This window comes from Bacillus sp. B19-2 (genome assembly GCF_022832475.1).
GTDB classification, from domain to species: domain Bacteria; phylum Bacillota; class Bacilli; order Bacillales; family Bacillaceae; genus Bacillus; species Bacillus paralicheniformis.
The window spans coordinates 395196-408910 of sequence record NZ_JALHKQ010000001.1; the positions used below are offsets into that span (position 1 = coordinate 395196).

The following is a 13715-nucleotide window of genomic DNA, read 5'->3' on the forward strand; positions in this document are numbered from 1 at the left end:
GGTCATTTTAAAAAAACGCCTCAGCCCTTTGATTGGTGCTGAGGCGTTTTTCTGTTTACGAAAATGACCGGGCCGTTTCCGATTCGATGATCATTTTCATAAACTCGGCAGCCGCCGGTGTTGCTTCTGCAAATGAAGGTGTAATCATGCCGACCTCGCGGATAATTTGAGGAGAGATGTCTTTTTTGATCAACTGATGGGACACGGAAGAAAGCGAAAAGTTAGAAATCAAGCCGATCCCCAAGTTGTTATTGACCATATTGACCAATGTTTCCGCGTTTTGCACAGTCAGATTTTCTTTTAATTCGAGGCGGTGTTTTTGAAAGATTTGAGATACCGCAATTTCGTGCCCGCCTTTACAAAAAATCAATTCATTTTGATGTTTTTTCAGATCAATGAATGGTGCGTCTTTTAAGTGACGATAGTGCTCAGGGATGACGGCCGCCATCCGGTCTTGAAACAATACTTGACTTTCGAAACCGTCAAAGGGAGAGGCGACGATGCCTAGATCAACCAGGCGAGTTTCGACCCATTGTTTGATTTGGTCGGAGGTTCCCTCGACCAGCTCGATTTGTACGAGCGGATACTTTGATCTGAAGGAGGCGATAGCCTGAGGCAAAATATTCGCTGAGACGGCGGGAAACGAGCCGACTTTGACTTTCCCCCTGAGCAGATGATTTTCTTGATCGGCCACCTGGTATATTTTGTTTTCAATCACGATCATCTGTCTGGCCAGTACGACGATTTCTTTTCCAGCGTCAGTCAGCTTTAACTTGTTTTGTTTATCCCGAATCAACAATTTGACCCCGAGCGACGTTTCCATCGTTTTTATGGCTTTGCTCACGGCCGGCTGTGAAATATACAGCTCGTTGGCGGCTTCTGTCATATTTAGTGTCTCCGCGACTTTCACAAAGATGTGAAGGCTGTTCATATTCATAACCAAATGGTTATACCTCCAATGATAAAAATGTATTTCAGTTATAAGTCAATATAGCATAGACTGTACATGAAACAAAGAAGAAAGGTGACGGTTTATGTTTAAAGTACTTTTGGGGATCATCTCTGTAACGCTTATTTGGGGGTATACCTGGGTGACGATGAAAATCGCAATCACTGACATTCCCCCTGTTTTATTTTCGGCACTGCGGCTGTTCATTGGAGCCGTTCCTTTGTTTGCGATTCTCTTGATCAAAGGAAGGAAGCGTTCAATAGGAAAGGAGAATATCAAGCATTATCTGGTGATGAGTTTGTTGATGGGTTTAGGTTATATGGGGGTGTTAACTTACGGCATGCAGTTTGTCGATTCGGGAAAAACGTCTGTTTTGGTGTACACCATGCCGATTTTTGTCACTGTCATCAGTCATTTTAAATTAAACGAGAAAATCAATGTGTATAAAATGCTCGGTTTATTTTCCGGTTTGATCGGTCTTTTATTTATATTAGGGGGAGGGATTCTGAATGTTGATCAAAACGTCATATTTGGCGAGCTTTGTGTTTTAATCGCAGCGCTCAGCTGGGGCGTTGCCAATGTTTACAGCAAACTGAAATTTAAGGATACAGATATGATTCATATGAATGCATGGCAGCTTCTCACAGGGGCGGTGATGTTATTGATCTTCTCTTTTATACTGGAACCGTCCCGGCCGATTCACTGGTCAAATGAAGCGATCTTGTCTCTTTTATTTAACGGTTTATTCTCTACGGCTTTGACGTTCGTCATTTGGTTTTGGATCCTGAATCAAATCGAAGCGACAAAAGCATCGATGGCTTTAATGTTTGTTCCCGTATTAGGCCTTTTATTCGGCTGGCTGCAGCTGCATGAACCGGTCACAATCAGCATCCTGATCGGTGCCTTCATGATCTGCATCGGGATTTTTATGAATACTTATCAATTTAAAAAGGTGTAAAAAAAGGCAGAGGGTCTATATGATATGATGTAACGGGAGGGAAATTTTATGAAAATCGAACACATCGCTATATGGACGAACAATTTAGAGGAAATGAAAGATTTTTATACCCGGTTTTTTCACGGAAAGGCGAATGAAAAATACGTCAACCCGAAAAAGCATTTCGAATCATATTTCATTCAGTTTGAATCGGGAACACGGCTTGAGCTGATGAGACGTCCCGACCTTGCAAAAGGAGAGGAAAACGCTTGCGGCTATGCACATATGGCGTTTTCCTTAGGGTCGCGGCAAGAGGTTGACGAGATGACGAGCCGCTTTGAAAAGGAAGGATACCAGGTTACCGGAAAGCCGCGCGTCACGGGTGACGGGTATTATGAAAGCGTCATCCTGGATCCTGACGGCAACATCGTTGAGCTGACCGTTTGACGGAAAAAAGCTAATGTCCGTTTTTAGACATTAGCTTTTTTCGTTTAGATGGCAGCATCGAGCTGATTGATTTTCCATTTATTGTCTTCTTTCACAAACGTGATCTTTCTTTTCGCAGTCACTGATCCGTCCAATGCCGGTACGGAAAATTCATAGGTGCGGGTATTGTTTTTTTGAGAAATCAGTTTGATTTTTGCCTTGTCCCATCCTAAGAGGTTGTCCCCATCGCCGACAGGAACGGCCATTTTTCCTTTATAAGACATAATGTTGTATTTCTCAAATCCTTTTTTAATGGCGTCTTTTGTGAAAACCGGCGTCAAGTAATCTGTTAATTTCGCTTTTGTGCTGAATTCACTGCACATATACGTATATGGAAGACCACGGTATTCAAATGTTTCGGTTTGGCAAGTTGAGTTTTTCGCTTTTGGATTGTGGCCGCTCATCGTATTCCAAAAGTGCTCCCGTGCCTGCAAAGTCATTTGCATGACTTGTTTATTTGTTAAATTCCCTGATGTTTGGTTTTTCGCTGCGAGAGATGCTCCGGCAGGTAAGATGAGTAAAACAGCTAATAAACAAACGATTAACTTTTTCATGTTCCTCTCTCCTTAAATATATCTCTTATGTTACAAATGTTACAATAATTACAGATAGATTACAAGAGATTTGCGAGAAAAATTTTCCTCCGCTGTTTTCTTATATATGACGACGTAAAAGCGACTGGGGTTATGTGTTCAGGAAAATAATTTGCGTCTATTGATTCGTATTCCCGAATTTCTCCTCTCATAAACATAGAAGAAAAACCATCTTATACTGAAAAAGAATTCCAGCTTGACCAGCGTCAAAAGCAGGAAAGAGGACGTCTGAAACATCAAGGAATAATGTTGTTAAAAATCAGAATTTTATATAAAATCAAACTTTATCAGTAAAAAAACTGTAACGAAATTCGCATCAATCTGTCATAGCGATGACATTTTGCTGTGTTACGATTTTCCCTGTTAGTTTCAAAAGGGCTAACAAGGGAGGATTTAACTTATGAAGAAGACAATCATGTCCTTGGCTGCAGCCGCAGCTATGTCGGCGACTGCATTCGGAGCGACTGCCTCAGCAAAAGAAATCGAAGTTCAAAAAGGAGACACGCTCTGGGGGATTTCTCAAAACTACGGAATGAACCTCAAGGACTTAAAAAAATGGAATCAGCTTTCATCAGATCTGATTTTACCGGGTCAAAAGCTGAACATTTCTTCTCAAGAAGAAAAATCTGAAGAAAAGCAGTACACCGTTCAGCCAGGGGACACACTCTCAAAAATCGCAAAAGAGTTCGGTGTGACTGTAAGCGATCTTCAAAAACGGAATAATCTGAAGTCAGACCTGATTATTGCAGGGCATACGATTGCGATAAACGGACAAGCAGGAGAGGCTGCAGTAACAGCAGCGCCTCTGAAACAAGAGTCCGCGCAAAAACAAATCGATCAGCCAGTCAACGTGCAAAAGGAAATCACAGTGACAGCAACTGCGTATACGGCAAATGACGGGGGCATTTCAGGCATCACAAAAACAGGCGTCGACCTGAATGCGAACCGTGACGCGAAAGTCATCGCGGTTGATCCAAGCGTGATTCCGCTCGGTACGAAAGTATATGTGGAAGGCTATGGCGAAGCGACGGCTGAAGATACCGGAGGCGCCATTAAAGGCCATAAAATAGACGTATTTATTCCAGATAAAAAAGACGCTTTCAATTGGGGCGTCAAAACCGTAAAGGTCAAAATTTTAAACTAATATCAAAAAATGCAGGAGGCATGAAACGCCTCCTGCATTTTTTTGATGAATCGATGTTTATGCTGGATGATGTTCCCCGCGACTGCTTTTCACAAAAACAGAAATCACAAGAGCAGCTGCTGCAAAGACGATGGCTACGAAATAAGCCATATGAACGCCTTCTGTCATGCCTTGCATGTGCAGCTCCTGACGGCTGGCTCCTGAAGAATGCGCGATAAAGCGATTCGAAACGGTCGTCAGAATAGTCGTGTACAATGCCGGACCGATGGCCCCTGACACTTGATTGACCGTATTCATAATCGCCGAGCCATGCGGGTACAGCGGTTTTGGCACCTGGTTTAAACCGAGCGTCATAATCGGAGCCATCGTCAACCCGACGCCGAGTGTGAAGCCGGCGTACAGCATCATTCCGGCCGCCATCGGCGTATCGCTTGAAATATTCGTAAACAGCGAAAGGACGGCAATCACAATCATCAATCCGGTGATCAGCAGCGGTTTAAAGCCAAGCTTATCAAACAGGCGTCCTGCAACAAGGGATGTCATCGCCAGGACAAGGCCGCCCGGCAGCATAAGAATGCCCGTATAAAGCGGTGAAAGCTCAAGCGCCATCTGGAAGTAAAGCGGCAAAATCAGCATCATCGAAAACTGCAGCATCATCACGATCCACATCAGGATAACTGAGACGGAAAATATTTTTGAACGAAACGGCCTCATATCTAGCATCGGCACTTTCAATTTGAGCTGGCGCATGACGAACAATATTAATCCGATGACACCGGCCGCCAGTCCGATGATCACTTTCGGGCTGCTCCAGCCCGCTGCTTCCCCGGCGTTGCTGAAGCCGAAAACGATTCCGCCAAACCCGGCAGTCGATAAAAAGATCGATAATATGTCTATTTTCGGATACGTCAGTTCGGTTACATTTTTTAGGCGGAACGCCGCATAAAAAATCATGAAAACCGATACTGGCAGCATCATGAAGAAAACAACCCGCCATGAATAATGCTCGACAATATAGCCTGAGATGACCGGTCCGATCGCCGGGGCAAATAAAATAACGAGCGTGAGGATTCCGGTCATCGTTCCGCGTTTTTGCGGCGGAATCAAAGTCAATATCACATTCATGACAAGCGGCAATATCAAACCTGTCCCTGAGCCCTGGATGATCCGTCCGGCGAGAACGAGCGGGAAGACCGGAGCGATTCCGGCCAGAAAGGTTCCCGCTGTGAATAACGCCATCGCAGACAGAAACAGCTGCCTTGTCGTAAAGCGCTGCATTAAAAACGCGGTAATCGGCACAGCGATGCCGATCATGAGCATATATCCGGTTGACAGCCACTGGGCCGTATTCGCTGAAATGCCGAAATCGTCAATGATCTTCGGCAAAGCTACATTCATGACCGTCTCATTAATCAGAGCGAGAAAATTTCCGACGATTAAGATTGCGATAATCATGAAGGAGCCTTTTTTAGCTTGTTCCATTTTCATTTTCCACCCTTTATGATCGTTTTAGTAAAAAAGGAATCTGTTCGGCGGCTGCACTGAGGGGCCTGCCGTTTTTTTTCGTCACTGAGAGCACATAAGCCCCCTCAATCATCGCTTGTATCGCGACGCTCAGCGTCTCGGCCGTTTCCGGCGCATAGCCTGACTGGAGCAGTTTATCCTGATAGACAAGCTGCCAATCTTGATAAACCTGTTCACACGTTTGGCGGAGCTTCTCACTGAACGACCACGTTTCTGCGGCGACGGATACGATCGGAATATCATCGTTTTCTTCGATGATGTATTCCTCGATTCCGTCAGCCATCATCTGGATATAAGATTGAAACGCCTTGACAGGATCAGCTTCATGGCTGATCGCTGACAATATATACGTTTTGATTCTTTCCCCGGTTAATTGAATCGCCTCTTGCGCCAGCTCTTCTTTGCCGCCGGGAAAATAATAATAAAGCGATCCCCGCGGCGCTCCGCTTTCGGCTGTGATTTGGTTCAGACCTGTGGCATGGTAGCCTTGTTTGCGGAACAATCGTGAAGCCGCCCGCAATATTTTGTCGCGGCTGCTCATTTTTTCTGCCATTCTATCATTCCCTTATCGTTTTATACTGATCGGTCTATATAATTTTAACGAAAAAAAAGACCCTTTTTGAAGGCCTATTTTAGAAAAAGGACGATTTGTCCATATTCGGTTCACCGGGAATCCGCTGAAGGCTTCAGAAAGCCGGCAAGCAACGGCGCCACTGCGATCACTGCCAAAATCGACAATAAGCTGTCAGATATGAGGTGAACAAAAGTGGAATTGATGGTATAGAGTGCGAGCACTGTTAAATAAACGGCCAAAAAAATATAGCCGAACATTTTCCTTCGAAACGGTCTATTGAGTTGAATCAAAAGAAACAATCCGGCCATTAAAACGATAAACGCCACAGTTCTATTCTCCCTTCGCCGGAATGTTCCTCAATCTTCGTATGTCCGGTTTCTTTCTTTATTGTCTTCAAATGCCAACTGAATGACGAATAAAAACAGACAGGCGATAATTTCGACATCCAGCGGGATGGTGATGCTGTCCATTAATTCATCAGCGAGATGGATGGCAAGCCACGTAAAAAAACATTCGATCATAAAGGTCACGGCTTTATGCCCGATCATAAAGCTCAAAATTTTTTCCGGGATTTCAAACAGCGCGCCGAGGCCAAAGGATAAAAGGATATACCAGAAGAGCGACCAGGGCGATTCGTATGTCACGCCGAAAATCGCGAAAAAACCGGCAACGCCGAAATAATAAGACCCGAATAAGAGCGTAAACACAGTGAGGATCAACAGAAAGATCATAGTCACTGCGAACATGGTACCGAGAGTTTTTTTAATCATTAAACATTCATTCCTAATCATGCAGTGTATATTCATGATATCAGAAAAATATCCGGTTGTGAGTGATAAATGAGATTTGGGGGGGAAAGTTTGTGTGGATGGGGGAGTGAAGAGAGCGTTCTGAAAAATTCCTAATGGGTTTTTCGAGAACTAATTAATCACCATATAACATAATTGGAGCGTTTTCATAAGGGATGCAATCAAGAGGATAGGATCCAAAATAAAAAAGGCTGCCAGCCGGCAACCTTACTTTGTTAATCATATTTCGTATTTGCTTGTTCTTAAATCGACGTGTTTACCTGAAGAATCATTTTCGTGACTTAGGTGATTTTCGAATTTTGGTTCAATTGCTTTTTTGAATCTCATTTGTATTCTCTATTCTTTTTCATCATGATTAGATTCAAGGTATTGTTCTAAAAATTCCTTATCATCTTCATCTTCTGGCCAGAGTCCTAAATATTTGTGTTCCCATACAATTCTTCTTTCATAATCATCAGCATCTGATAAATCCTCATAGTCGTAGTCGATATTAAATTCACCATCACTTTGAATGATCATAGTGAGACTCGTCCAGGCCTCTTGATCACTATTCTTAAATTCGTACCATAGCTTTTCTAAGTTATTGATTAATTGTCTCCAAAGATTTCGATAGTCTTCTTTTTCAATCCTAAAAAATTCAGGGATATTATGACAAAATACCGGTGAATCATTTCCTTCAGGATAATAATAAAAGAATCCTTTTTGTACATCTTCAAGAATTTCTCCATAAATCAAAACCTTTGACCAATCCTCTGGTATAGTCTCAACAATTGTCTCCGCAATTTCTTGATATATGGTGTTTAATTTATTTTCATCCATTGGCTACTTACCTCAAGGTTTATTATCAAATTTCACAACTTCCCATTCCCTTTTTCCGATTTTATAATTGTTCCACCGTTTGATCAATCGCTTTGTGCAGCGCCTGAACGTTCAGAGTCTTCATGGCATTCTCCTCTAATACTAAAGTTGCAATCATTTTAGAGTTTACCACTTTACGGAAGGGGCTTGGTGAATACATCCTGTATATCCATAAAATGAACCTTTCGATTTAGGTTTATATACCTACTAGAGATTTCATTATCCTGGAGGCAACATATTTACAACCGCCGCGACTCCCGGTACACTACATAAAAACAGGACAGGCAGGTGCAAAAAATCAAAAGATGAAGCAGGCTTTAACTGACCAATACGGCAGCTTTACAGAGATGGCAGAAAATGAAATAGAAGGAACTGATTATTCGGTGGCTGCGCGGGATGCAGGGAGTGCACTGCTTGTGATGGCTCCCCACGGGGGCGGGATCGAGCCGGGCATCAGTGAAATTGTCAGAGCTTTTGCAGCGGGTTCATCGGTTTATTTATTGGAAGGTTTGAAAAAGCGTGGCAATAAGAGTCTTCATGTGACAAGCGCCCATTTTGACTGCCCGCTTGCCGTGCGAATGGCTGCAGGACATCGATACATACTGGCGTTCCACGGATATGACGAGCCTTTCCGCCGGCATACGCTCATCGGGGGGACAGATCGAAGGCGCGCCTTGATGTTCGCGGAGACATTGGAGAAGCACGGATTTTCTGCGGAGCTGGCGGCAGAAAGGGGATATCTTTCAGGTACAAACCCTGCAAGCATCAACAATCGCTGCCAAACCGGTTTAAGCGTGCAATTTGAAATCAGCACTGCCCAGCGCAAGGCGATGTTTGAGCAATTTACATTAAAGGGCAGGCGAACGTCCCAAAATGAGGTGTTTATCCGCTATGTCAAAGCTTTGAAGGAAGGAGCCCGCATCGCGTATGGGCCGAGTGCAGCCGGCAGCTGAGCCGGCTGTTTTTTATTTTCTCAGCATATACGCCGGCCGGCTTTCTGCCGCGACCAATTTGCCGAGGCCGTTTGCCGCTGCGTACGGGCGGCGGGTTTCCCGGCGGTAGCGTGCAAGTTCGTCTTCTTCTTCAAGACGTGCAGTATTCGCTGATTCGCTCTCTTGGGAAAGGCTCGCCATCCACGCCTCATGAAATTGGATCCCGGCTTGCCGCTTTTCAAAGAGCTCGATCCGTTTGACAGCGAACGATTCCGTGACTTTAAAGAGGTCGGCGATCATTTTAGCGGCTTGGCATCGCAGCTGGGGAAAGTCCATTTTTAAAAGCATAAAAGTAGGGACGCAAAAATGGTACATAAATTGATTGGCCTGGAATTCCTGCAGCTCCCTGAACATCTGATTCATATAAAGCTGGTTTCCCGCGTGCTTTAATACGTGGCACAGTTCATGGGCAAAATCCTCCCATTGCTTTTCCTTTGAAAGGCTGCTGTTGAGAATGATGCTGTACATGCCGTCATGCTTAATCATCATGCTGTTGACATTTTCATAGTGAATCCAAATGTTAAAATGAGCGGCTATGCGATTCATATCAATGTGGTGGGGTTCAAAAAAACCGAACTTTTGATACATATTTTTGACGTATTCTTCTAGGTGAGATAAATAAAACTTCAATACGAGACACCCTTTCGAACGAATGTTCTGTTTTAGCGGGAAAGAAAAGCCCGTCAACGGGGCTGTCATGTTTTCATGCAAATCTATCATATACGATGAGCAGCCTCTTTAGCAAATCTTTCCCTTTTTTATCGTCTTATCTATTAAATCGGCGCTCACTAGGAAATGTTTAATAAAAATTCCTTATTTATCCGTTTTGTTTATCTCCGGGCTTTCGTTTCTTTTCTTTTTCTTTTAAGTATTGAATGAATTCGATGGCCTGCTGTCTGCTTTCGGGGGAAAATTCCTGCATGTCGCGGTATGCAATTTGCAGATCCGGATCTGCGATTTCATCTTCAATGGGCTTTTTCTTTTCCGTTCCTGTCAGCAGATAGTCTATCGTTACTTTATAGTAATCGGCGAGTTTTTTTAATGTTTCATAGTCCGGCTCGCTTCTTCCGTTTTCGTAATGGGAGTAGCGGGCCCGCGATACACCGATATGCTTTGCCACTTCTTCCTGTGTCCGTTTTCCTCTCAGGCTCTTCAGTCTGCCGCCTAACATAGAATGACCTCTCTTCCTCAATTCGGCATGTTTATCTCTATTATAGATACAAAATGTATCGAAATAAACATATGATAAAAAAAGTATCAAAAAAGTGTTGATGATAAGAAGTGTATCATATATAATCAAACCATCAGATACGTATTGTATCAAAAACAGGGAGTGAGAACATGTGCGAAAACGGTTGATTGAAGAGCGTTCTAAGAGGGGATGGTCCCAAAAGCAAGTGTCGGAAAGGCTTGGGCTCTCTGAGGTTTATGTTCGCAAAATCGAAAGGGGAACACGCAATCCCGGCAGAGAAACGATGCTGAAATTCGAAATGCTTTACTCAGTGCCTGATCGATTGCTGTTTCCCGATCTTTTTCAGGTCTGTGTTGATACATATGGTATCGATCAAACTTTGTATGAAAGAAGGCGATGTCATGAATCTTGAACATCCGATGGTCACACACATTCGAATGCACGGCTATCCAAAGGAAGCCGACAGAGAGCAAATGCGAAGACACGGCGGACCCGCCGGATATCCACAAGGAGGAAGCATGGGTAAAATTGTGATTTCCTACAGCTCAGACCGGTTTGATCAATGGCGGCTCGGCGAAGCCGGGGGATTCATCGCTTTTACGAAAGACGGCAAGCCTGTTTTCCAATTCGATCATAAAGGCCAATATGAACGGTATCTCAGGCTGAACTGCAAAAGGCAGAAGGAAGGGGGAAGATGAATGTCCCGTCCGCTCGAGCAAAGCTATCCCTTTTCGGTTTACTCTGGGCTTTTAACACCTGTGCACTACGAGAAAATAGGCAATGCCATTTGGCTGTTTTTATGGTGCATCAGTTCAACAACAAAGGAAATCGAACGCGATGGGATGGTATGGGGCATCGTGCTCGGCAACAAGCCGCTGAAAGCCGCAGAACTGGCTCTTCAATTCGGCGTCAACGAAAAAACGATCAGAAGATGGCTCGCTCTTCTCGAACGAAACGGCTACATTGCAGTCACAAGAGCGCCTTACGGAATGATTTTGTCAGTCAGACATTCAAAGAAATTTGCCTATGCCAGCCATGTCCGATCAGGCAGTTCTGTTCGGACAGAAGAGACTGGCCGTGCGGACATCCTTGTCCAATCCAATAAAGATATCACACAAATCAACACAAAACATAATATGACTTCCATAAAAACAATAGCAGACCGATTTGCCGCCCTCAGGTCTTTGCAGGAAGGCAGGCCTGTCCATCCCTCGTCAAAAGACTACAAGGCCATCGCCCGGATTGTCGCCCGCGGAGTGTCTCTTCCGCAAACAATCAAATGGCTTGAACAATGCTTTGAGGAGTATGAGGCGCGGCGCCGAAGCCGCCATGAAACGATCAAGGTCTTCAGCTACTGTGAAAAATATATAATCGGCCGGCTGGCTGAAGCGGAAGGGAAAACAACTGTCAGGAGGGAGAACAATGCCCAAAAGAACAATCGAAGAGATCATGGACGAACTGAGAAACAGGAGCCGTCTATCACAGGGGGACAAACCGGAAGAATCCGCCGCAAAACGATATGACTGTCCGAAGTGCAAAGATGAACTCGGATTTATCGAACGCCGCGGCACGATGGAAGTATGGGTATCATGCGCCTGCCGCGAATGGCGGAAAGCACAAAAGCTGTTGAAAACGAGCGAAATCACCGAACAATTTAAAAACTTAAATTTTGCTCAATTCAAGACGGAAGGAAAGCACCAATCTGTAAAAGAGGCGTATGAATGCGCCGTTGAATATGTACAAGCTTACCGGGACATCCGGGAAAGCCGCAAAAACAGCATCGCGCTCTTGGGACGCCCCGGTTCAGGGAAGACTCATTTGCTGACGGCCGCCGCCAATGAGCTGATGAGGAAGCTCTTCGTACCCGTTCTTTATTTTCCGTTTGTCGAAGGATTCAATGATTTAAAACAGGATTTCTCATTGCTTGAGGATAAGCTGAACCGGATGAAGCAAGTCGAGGTGCTGTTTCTCGATGACCTGTTTAAGCCCGTTGGAGGCAGGCCGCGGGCGACGGAATGGCAGATCGAACAGACTTATGCCGTCGTCAATTACCGATATTTGAACCATAAGCCGATCATGCTGTCCAGCGAGCTAAGCGTTGAAGAAATTGTCAGCATCGACGAAGCGCTCGGAACGAGGCTGGTTGAAATGTGCCAGGACTTTCTCGTCATCGTGAACGGGAGCTCTTTCGGCATCAATCATAGACTGGAGGGGATGGTTTGATGTGTCCGCTATGTAAAGGGAGAAAATCAGTCCATCAGGACGCAAGGATCGGAACGACTTTCCGCGCTTGCCCGAACTGCCGCGCCGAAAGCGGTGATTTGACGGATGTGATCAAACATCTGGAAGCGCTGATTGCAAAAATGAAAACAAGGGTGAAACAAGGTGCTTAAATGTTTAAAAGCGATGATTCTCATCATCTGGACAGCGGCAAAAAGAGACGCACAAATGAAACGATGGCACGAAGAAGACGGAAAGTGAGGAAGACAACGTGAAGAACGAAAGTGCGACGTACAGCCCGTCACCATGGCGCGTTGTCAGAACAAATACCGACCTGTACATTTATTCAGCTTACAGCAAAGCCGAAAAGAAACGGTTTCCTTATTCCAGCGGGCGGGTAATTGCCAAAGTCGCCGACTACAGCGCATATTCCAAGGAAAAAAATGCCCGGTTAATCGCCGCGGCTCCCGAACTTTTGACTGCAGCGAAGCTCACGCTTGCCTATTTGAGGCGAAAACGGCCCGCTCGCTCTGATTCAGTTGAGAATCAATTGATGAATATTTTAGAAAAAGTCGTCGCAAAAGCGGAATTTGAAGAGGAGGAAAATAGATGAACCATCCGGCAAAGTTAACAGATATCCACGATACGACGGTTGCAAGCCGCCTTAAAAAAGGAAAGGTGACAGTGATCGTTCTTGACGGAATGAACGGCACAGCATGGCAGGCCGAGGCGCCTGAACACGGCAAAACCGTCATTGAAACGAGAAAGGGAGACCTCGCAAGGGTCGAATTTGAAATCGGCTATAAGCTATAGTTCTACAACTTGAATATTTGTCCAAGACGGAAAGCCTGCGGACGCTGATCAGATGCACATCTTACTGTGCGCTGATTGGTGTCCTTTTTTATTACAAAAAAACGGAGGTACACAAAATGGAAGATTTGCTTTTCGAATATAAAAGAGCGCTGAAAAACACGAAAAAGCTATATCGGCCCTATCAAGATGAACAAGGGCTGACGGCTGAACAATTGAAAGATAAAAAACTGATCAGAAACATGATGACCGATTTGGAATATGTGATCGACTGGCTTGAAAACGGAAGGGAGCCGGGAATCAGACGGGCGATTGACAGGCGAGACGCTTATAAACGGATGCTGCTGAAAGATCCGCAAATCATCGACACGTTCTCAGCACAGATTGCATTTGAACCGGCTCAAGAAGTGTCAGCGTACGATAAAGCCCGGATTGAAACCGCGCTGTCTGTCCTTACGGCACGCGAAAAAGAAATCTTCATTTTACATAAGGTCGAACAGTTTTCCTATGAGCGGATTGCCGTCATGCTCGGCATCAAAAAGTCTACTGTTCAAACCAATGTGAAACGGGCGCAGCTGAAAATCGCGAAACAAATCGAAAAGCCTCTCGATTGTATGGCATAACGAT

General features: G+C 44.7%; 21 protein-coding genes. 12 read left to right on the forward strand and 9 right to left on the reverse strand.

Annotated elements, in window-relative coordinates; genetic code table 11:
- Positions 1-55: 55 nt before the first annotated feature.
- On the reverse strand, positions 56-943 hold the full coding sequence (locus MST20_RS02070) for a LysR family transcriptional regulator (RefSeq protein ID WP_243939768.1): 888 nt from the start codon (positions 941-943) through the stop codon (positions 56-58).
- Positions 944-1034: 91 nt separating this feature from the next.
- Between MST20_RS02070 and MST20_RS02075 the strand changes: the two genes are divergently transcribed.
- Positions 1035-1907 carry a DMT family transporter gene (locus tag MST20_RS02075; RefSeq protein ID WP_243939770.1) on the forward strand — a complete coding sequence of 291 codons (873 nt, stop codon included), beginning with the start codon at positions 1035-1037 and terminating at the stop codon, positions 1905-1907.
- 48 nt (positions 1908-1955) lie between these two features.
- Positions 1956-2333 carry a VOC family protein gene (locus tag MST20_RS02080; RefSeq protein WP_243939772.1) on the forward strand — a complete coding sequence of 126 codons (378 nt, stop codon included), beginning with the start codon at positions 1956-1958 and terminating at the stop codon, positions 2331-2333.
- Between the two features lie 44 nt (positions 2334-2377).
- Here MST20_RS02080 and MST20_RS02085 read toward each other — a convergent pair whose 3' ends face one another.
- A complete protein-coding gene (locus MST20_RS02085; protein WP_243939774.1) occupies positions 2378-2926 on the reverse strand; it encodes an IseA DL-endopeptidase inhibitor family protein in 549 nt (182 codons plus the stop codon).
- Positions 2927-3365: 439 nt separating this feature from the next.
- On the opposite strand from MST20_RS02085, the gene MST20_RS02090 reads away from it, so the two are divergent.
- Positions 3366-4109, forward strand: a complete 744-nt coding sequence (locus tag MST20_RS02090) for a LysM peptidoglycan-binding and 3D domain-containing protein (protein ID WP_243939776.1) — start codon at positions 3366-3368, stop codon at positions 4107-4109.
- Between the two features lie 57 nt (positions 4110-4166).
- Here the strand turns inward: MST20_RS02090 and MST20_RS02095 are convergent, their stop codons facing one another.
- The 5 genes from MST20_RS02095 to MST20_RS02115 form a co-directional block, all read right to left on the reverse strand.
- Positions 4167-5591: a DHA2 family efflux MFS transporter permease subunit gene (locus MST20_RS02095; RefSeq protein WP_243939778.1), complete on the reverse strand. Its 1425-nt coding sequence runs from the start codon at positions 5589-5591 to the stop codon at positions 4167-4169.
- A 16-nt stretch (positions 5592-5607) separates the two neighbouring features.
- Positions 5608-6186 (reverse strand): TetR/AcrR family transcriptional regulator, encoded by a 579-nt coding sequence (locus tag MST20_RS02100; protein WP_243939780.1) that lies wholly within the window; start codon positions 6184-6186, stop codon positions 5608-5610.
- Between the two features lie 110 nt (positions 6187-6296).
- Entirely contained in the window at positions 6297-6533 is a 237-nt protein-coding gene (locus MST20_RS02105; protein WP_243939782.1) for a hypothetical protein, read from the reverse strand.
- A gap of 30 nt (positions 6534-6563) precedes the next feature.
- Complete coding sequence (locus MST20_RS02110; RefSeq protein WP_020451002.1) at positions 6564-6977, reverse strand: regulatory YrvL family protein; 414 nt, start codon at positions 6975-6977, stop codon at positions 6564-6566.
- 375 nt (positions 6978-7352) lie between these two features.
- Positions 7353-7835: an immunity protein YezG family protein gene (locus MST20_RS02115; RefSeq protein WP_243939783.1), complete on the reverse strand. Its 483-nt coding sequence runs from the start codon at positions 7833-7835 to the stop codon at positions 7353-7355.
- A gap of 344 nt (positions 7836-8179) precedes the next feature.
- On the opposite strand from MST20_RS02115, the gene MST20_RS02120 reads away from it, so the two are divergent.
- A complete protein-coding gene (locus MST20_RS02120) occupies positions 8180-8827 on the forward strand; it encodes a poly-gamma-glutamate hydrolase family protein (RefSeq protein WP_243939785.1) in 648 nt (215 codons plus the stop codon).
- 12 nt (positions 8828-8839) lie between these two features.
- Here MST20_RS02120 and MST20_RS02125 read toward each other — a convergent pair whose 3' ends face one another.
- Positions 8840-9496 (reverse strand): ImmA/IrrE family metallo-endopeptidase, encoded by a 657-nt coding sequence (locus MST20_RS02125; protein WP_165426734.1) that lies wholly within the window; start codon positions 9494-9496, stop codon positions 8840-8842.
- A 187-nt stretch (positions 9497-9683) separates the two neighbouring features.
- Entirely contained in the window at positions 9684-10037 is a 354-nt protein-coding gene (gene xre, locus MST20_RS02130; protein ID WP_165426735.1) for an HTH-type transcriptional regulator Xre, read from the reverse strand.
- 172 nt (positions 10038-10209) lie between these two features.
- Between xre and MST20_RS02135 the strand changes: the two genes are divergently transcribed.
- The 8 genes from MST20_RS02135 (at position 10210) to MST20_RS02170 (ending at position 13711) form a co-directional block, all read left to right on the forward strand.
- The gene (locus MST20_RS02135) at positions 10210-10470 is read left to right on the forward strand and encodes a helix-turn-helix transcriptional regulator (RefSeq protein ID WP_347880849.1); all 261 of its coding nucleotides are present in this window, start codon (positions 10210-10212) and stop codon (positions 10468-10470) included.
- Positions 10460-10756, forward strand: coding sequence for a hypothetical protein (locus MST20_RS02140; RefSeq protein WP_243939787.1), 297 nt, complete (start codon positions 10460-10462; stop codon positions 10754-10756). The genes MST20_RS02135 and MST20_RS02140 overlap by 11 nt, the downstream gene beginning before the upstream one ends.
- A complete protein-coding gene (locus tag MST20_RS02145; RefSeq protein WP_243939789.1) occupies positions 10757-11581 on the forward strand; it encodes a helix-turn-helix domain-containing protein in 825 nt (274 codons plus the stop codon).
- The gene (locus MST20_RS02150) at positions 11481-12281 is read left to right on the forward strand and encodes an ATP-binding protein (RefSeq protein WP_243939791.1); all 801 of its coding nucleotides are present in this window, start codon (positions 11481-11483) and stop codon (positions 12279-12281) included. Before MST20_RS02145 ends, MST20_RS02150 begins: the two co-directional genes overlap by 101 nt.
- A complete protein-coding gene (locus MST20_RS02155) occupies positions 12281-12451 on the forward strand; it encodes a hypothetical protein (protein WP_243939793.1) in 171 nt (56 codons plus the stop codon). The genes MST20_RS02150 and MST20_RS02155 overlap by 1 nt, the downstream gene beginning before the upstream one ends.
- Before the next feature lie 98 nt (positions 12452-12549).
- A complete protein-coding gene (locus tag MST20_RS02160; RefSeq protein WP_243939795.1) occupies positions 12550-12891 on the forward strand; it encodes a hypothetical protein in 342 nt (113 codons plus the stop codon).
- Positions 12888-13091 (forward strand): XtrA/YqaO family protein, encoded by a 204-nt coding sequence (locus MST20_RS02165; RefSeq protein ID WP_165426741.1) that lies wholly within the window; start codon positions 12888-12890, stop codon positions 13089-13091. Before MST20_RS02160 ends, MST20_RS02165 begins: the two co-directional genes overlap by 4 nt.
- 116 nt (positions 13092-13207) lie before the next feature.
- Entirely contained in the window at positions 13208-13711 is a 504-nt protein-coding gene (locus tag MST20_RS02170; RefSeq protein ID WP_243939797.1) for a sigma-70 family RNA polymerase sigma factor, read from the forward strand.
- Positions 13712-13715 lie beyond the last annotated feature (4 nt).

Excerpts from the sequence above, each read along its gene's own strand:
- MST20_RS02120 (WP_243939785.1), top strand. The coding sequence starts at position 8,180 with ATGAAGCAGGCTTTAACTGACCAATACGGCAGCTTTACAGAGATGGCA.
- MST20_RS02100 (WP_243939780.1), bottom strand. The coding sequence starts at position 6,186 with ATGGCAGAAAAAATGAGCAGCCGCGACAAAATATTGCGGGCGGCTTCA.
- MST20_RS02080 (WP_243939772.1), top strand. The coding sequence starts at position 1,956 with ATGAAAATCGAACACATCGCTATATGGACGAACAATTTAGAGGAAATG.
- MST20_RS02165 (WP_165426741.1), top strand. The coding sequence starts at position 12,888 with ATGAACCATCCGGCAAAGTTAACAGATATCCACGATACGACGGTTGCA.
- MST20_RS02115 (WP_243939783.1), bottom strand. The coding sequence starts at position 7,835 with ATGGATGAAAATAAATTAAACACCATATATCAAGAAATTGCGGAGACA.
- MST20_RS02170 (WP_243939797.1), top strand. The coding sequence starts at position 13,208 with ATGGAAGATTTGCTTTTCGAATATAAAAGAGCGCTGAAAAACACGAAA.
- MST20_RS02140 (WP_243939787.1), top strand. The coding sequence starts at position 10,460 with ATGAATCTTGAACATCCGATGGTCACACACATTCGAATGCACGGCTAT.
- MST20_RS02085 (WP_243939774.1), bottom strand. The coding sequence starts at position 2,926 with ATGAAAAAGTTAATCGTTTGTTTATTAGCTGTTTTACTCATCTTACCT.
- MST20_RS02110 (WP_020451002.1), bottom strand. The coding sequence starts at position 6,977 with ATGATTAAAAAAACTCTCGGTACCATGTTCGCAGTGACTATGATCTTT.
- MST20_RS02145 (WP_243939789.1), top strand. The coding sequence starts at position 10,757 with ATGTCCCGTCCGCTCGAGCAAAGCTATCCCTTTTCGGTTTACTCTGGG.
- xre (WP_165426735.1), bottom strand. The coding sequence starts at position 10,037 with ATGTTAGGCGGCAGACTGAAGAGCCTGAGAGGAAAACGGACACAGGAA.
- MST20_RS02090 (WP_243939776.1), top strand. The coding sequence starts at position 3,366 with ATGAAGAAGACAATCATGTCCTTGGCTGCAGCCGCAGCTATGTCGGCG.
- MST20_RS02075 (WP_243939770.1), top strand. The coding sequence starts at position 1,035 with ATGTTTAAAGTACTTTTGGGGATCATCTCTGTAACGCTTATTTGGGGG.
- MST20_RS02150 (WP_243939791.1), top strand. The coding sequence starts at position 11,481 with ATGCCCAAAAGAACAATCGAAGAGATCATGGACGAACTGAGAAACAGG.
- MST20_RS02155 (WP_243939793.1), top strand. The coding sequence starts at position 12,281 with ATGTGTCCGCTATGTAAAGGGAGAAAATCAGTCCATCAGGACGCAAGG.
- MST20_RS02095 (WP_243939778.1), bottom strand. The coding sequence starts at position 5,591 with ATGGAACAAGCTAAAAAAGGCTCCTTCATGATTATCGCAATCTTAATC.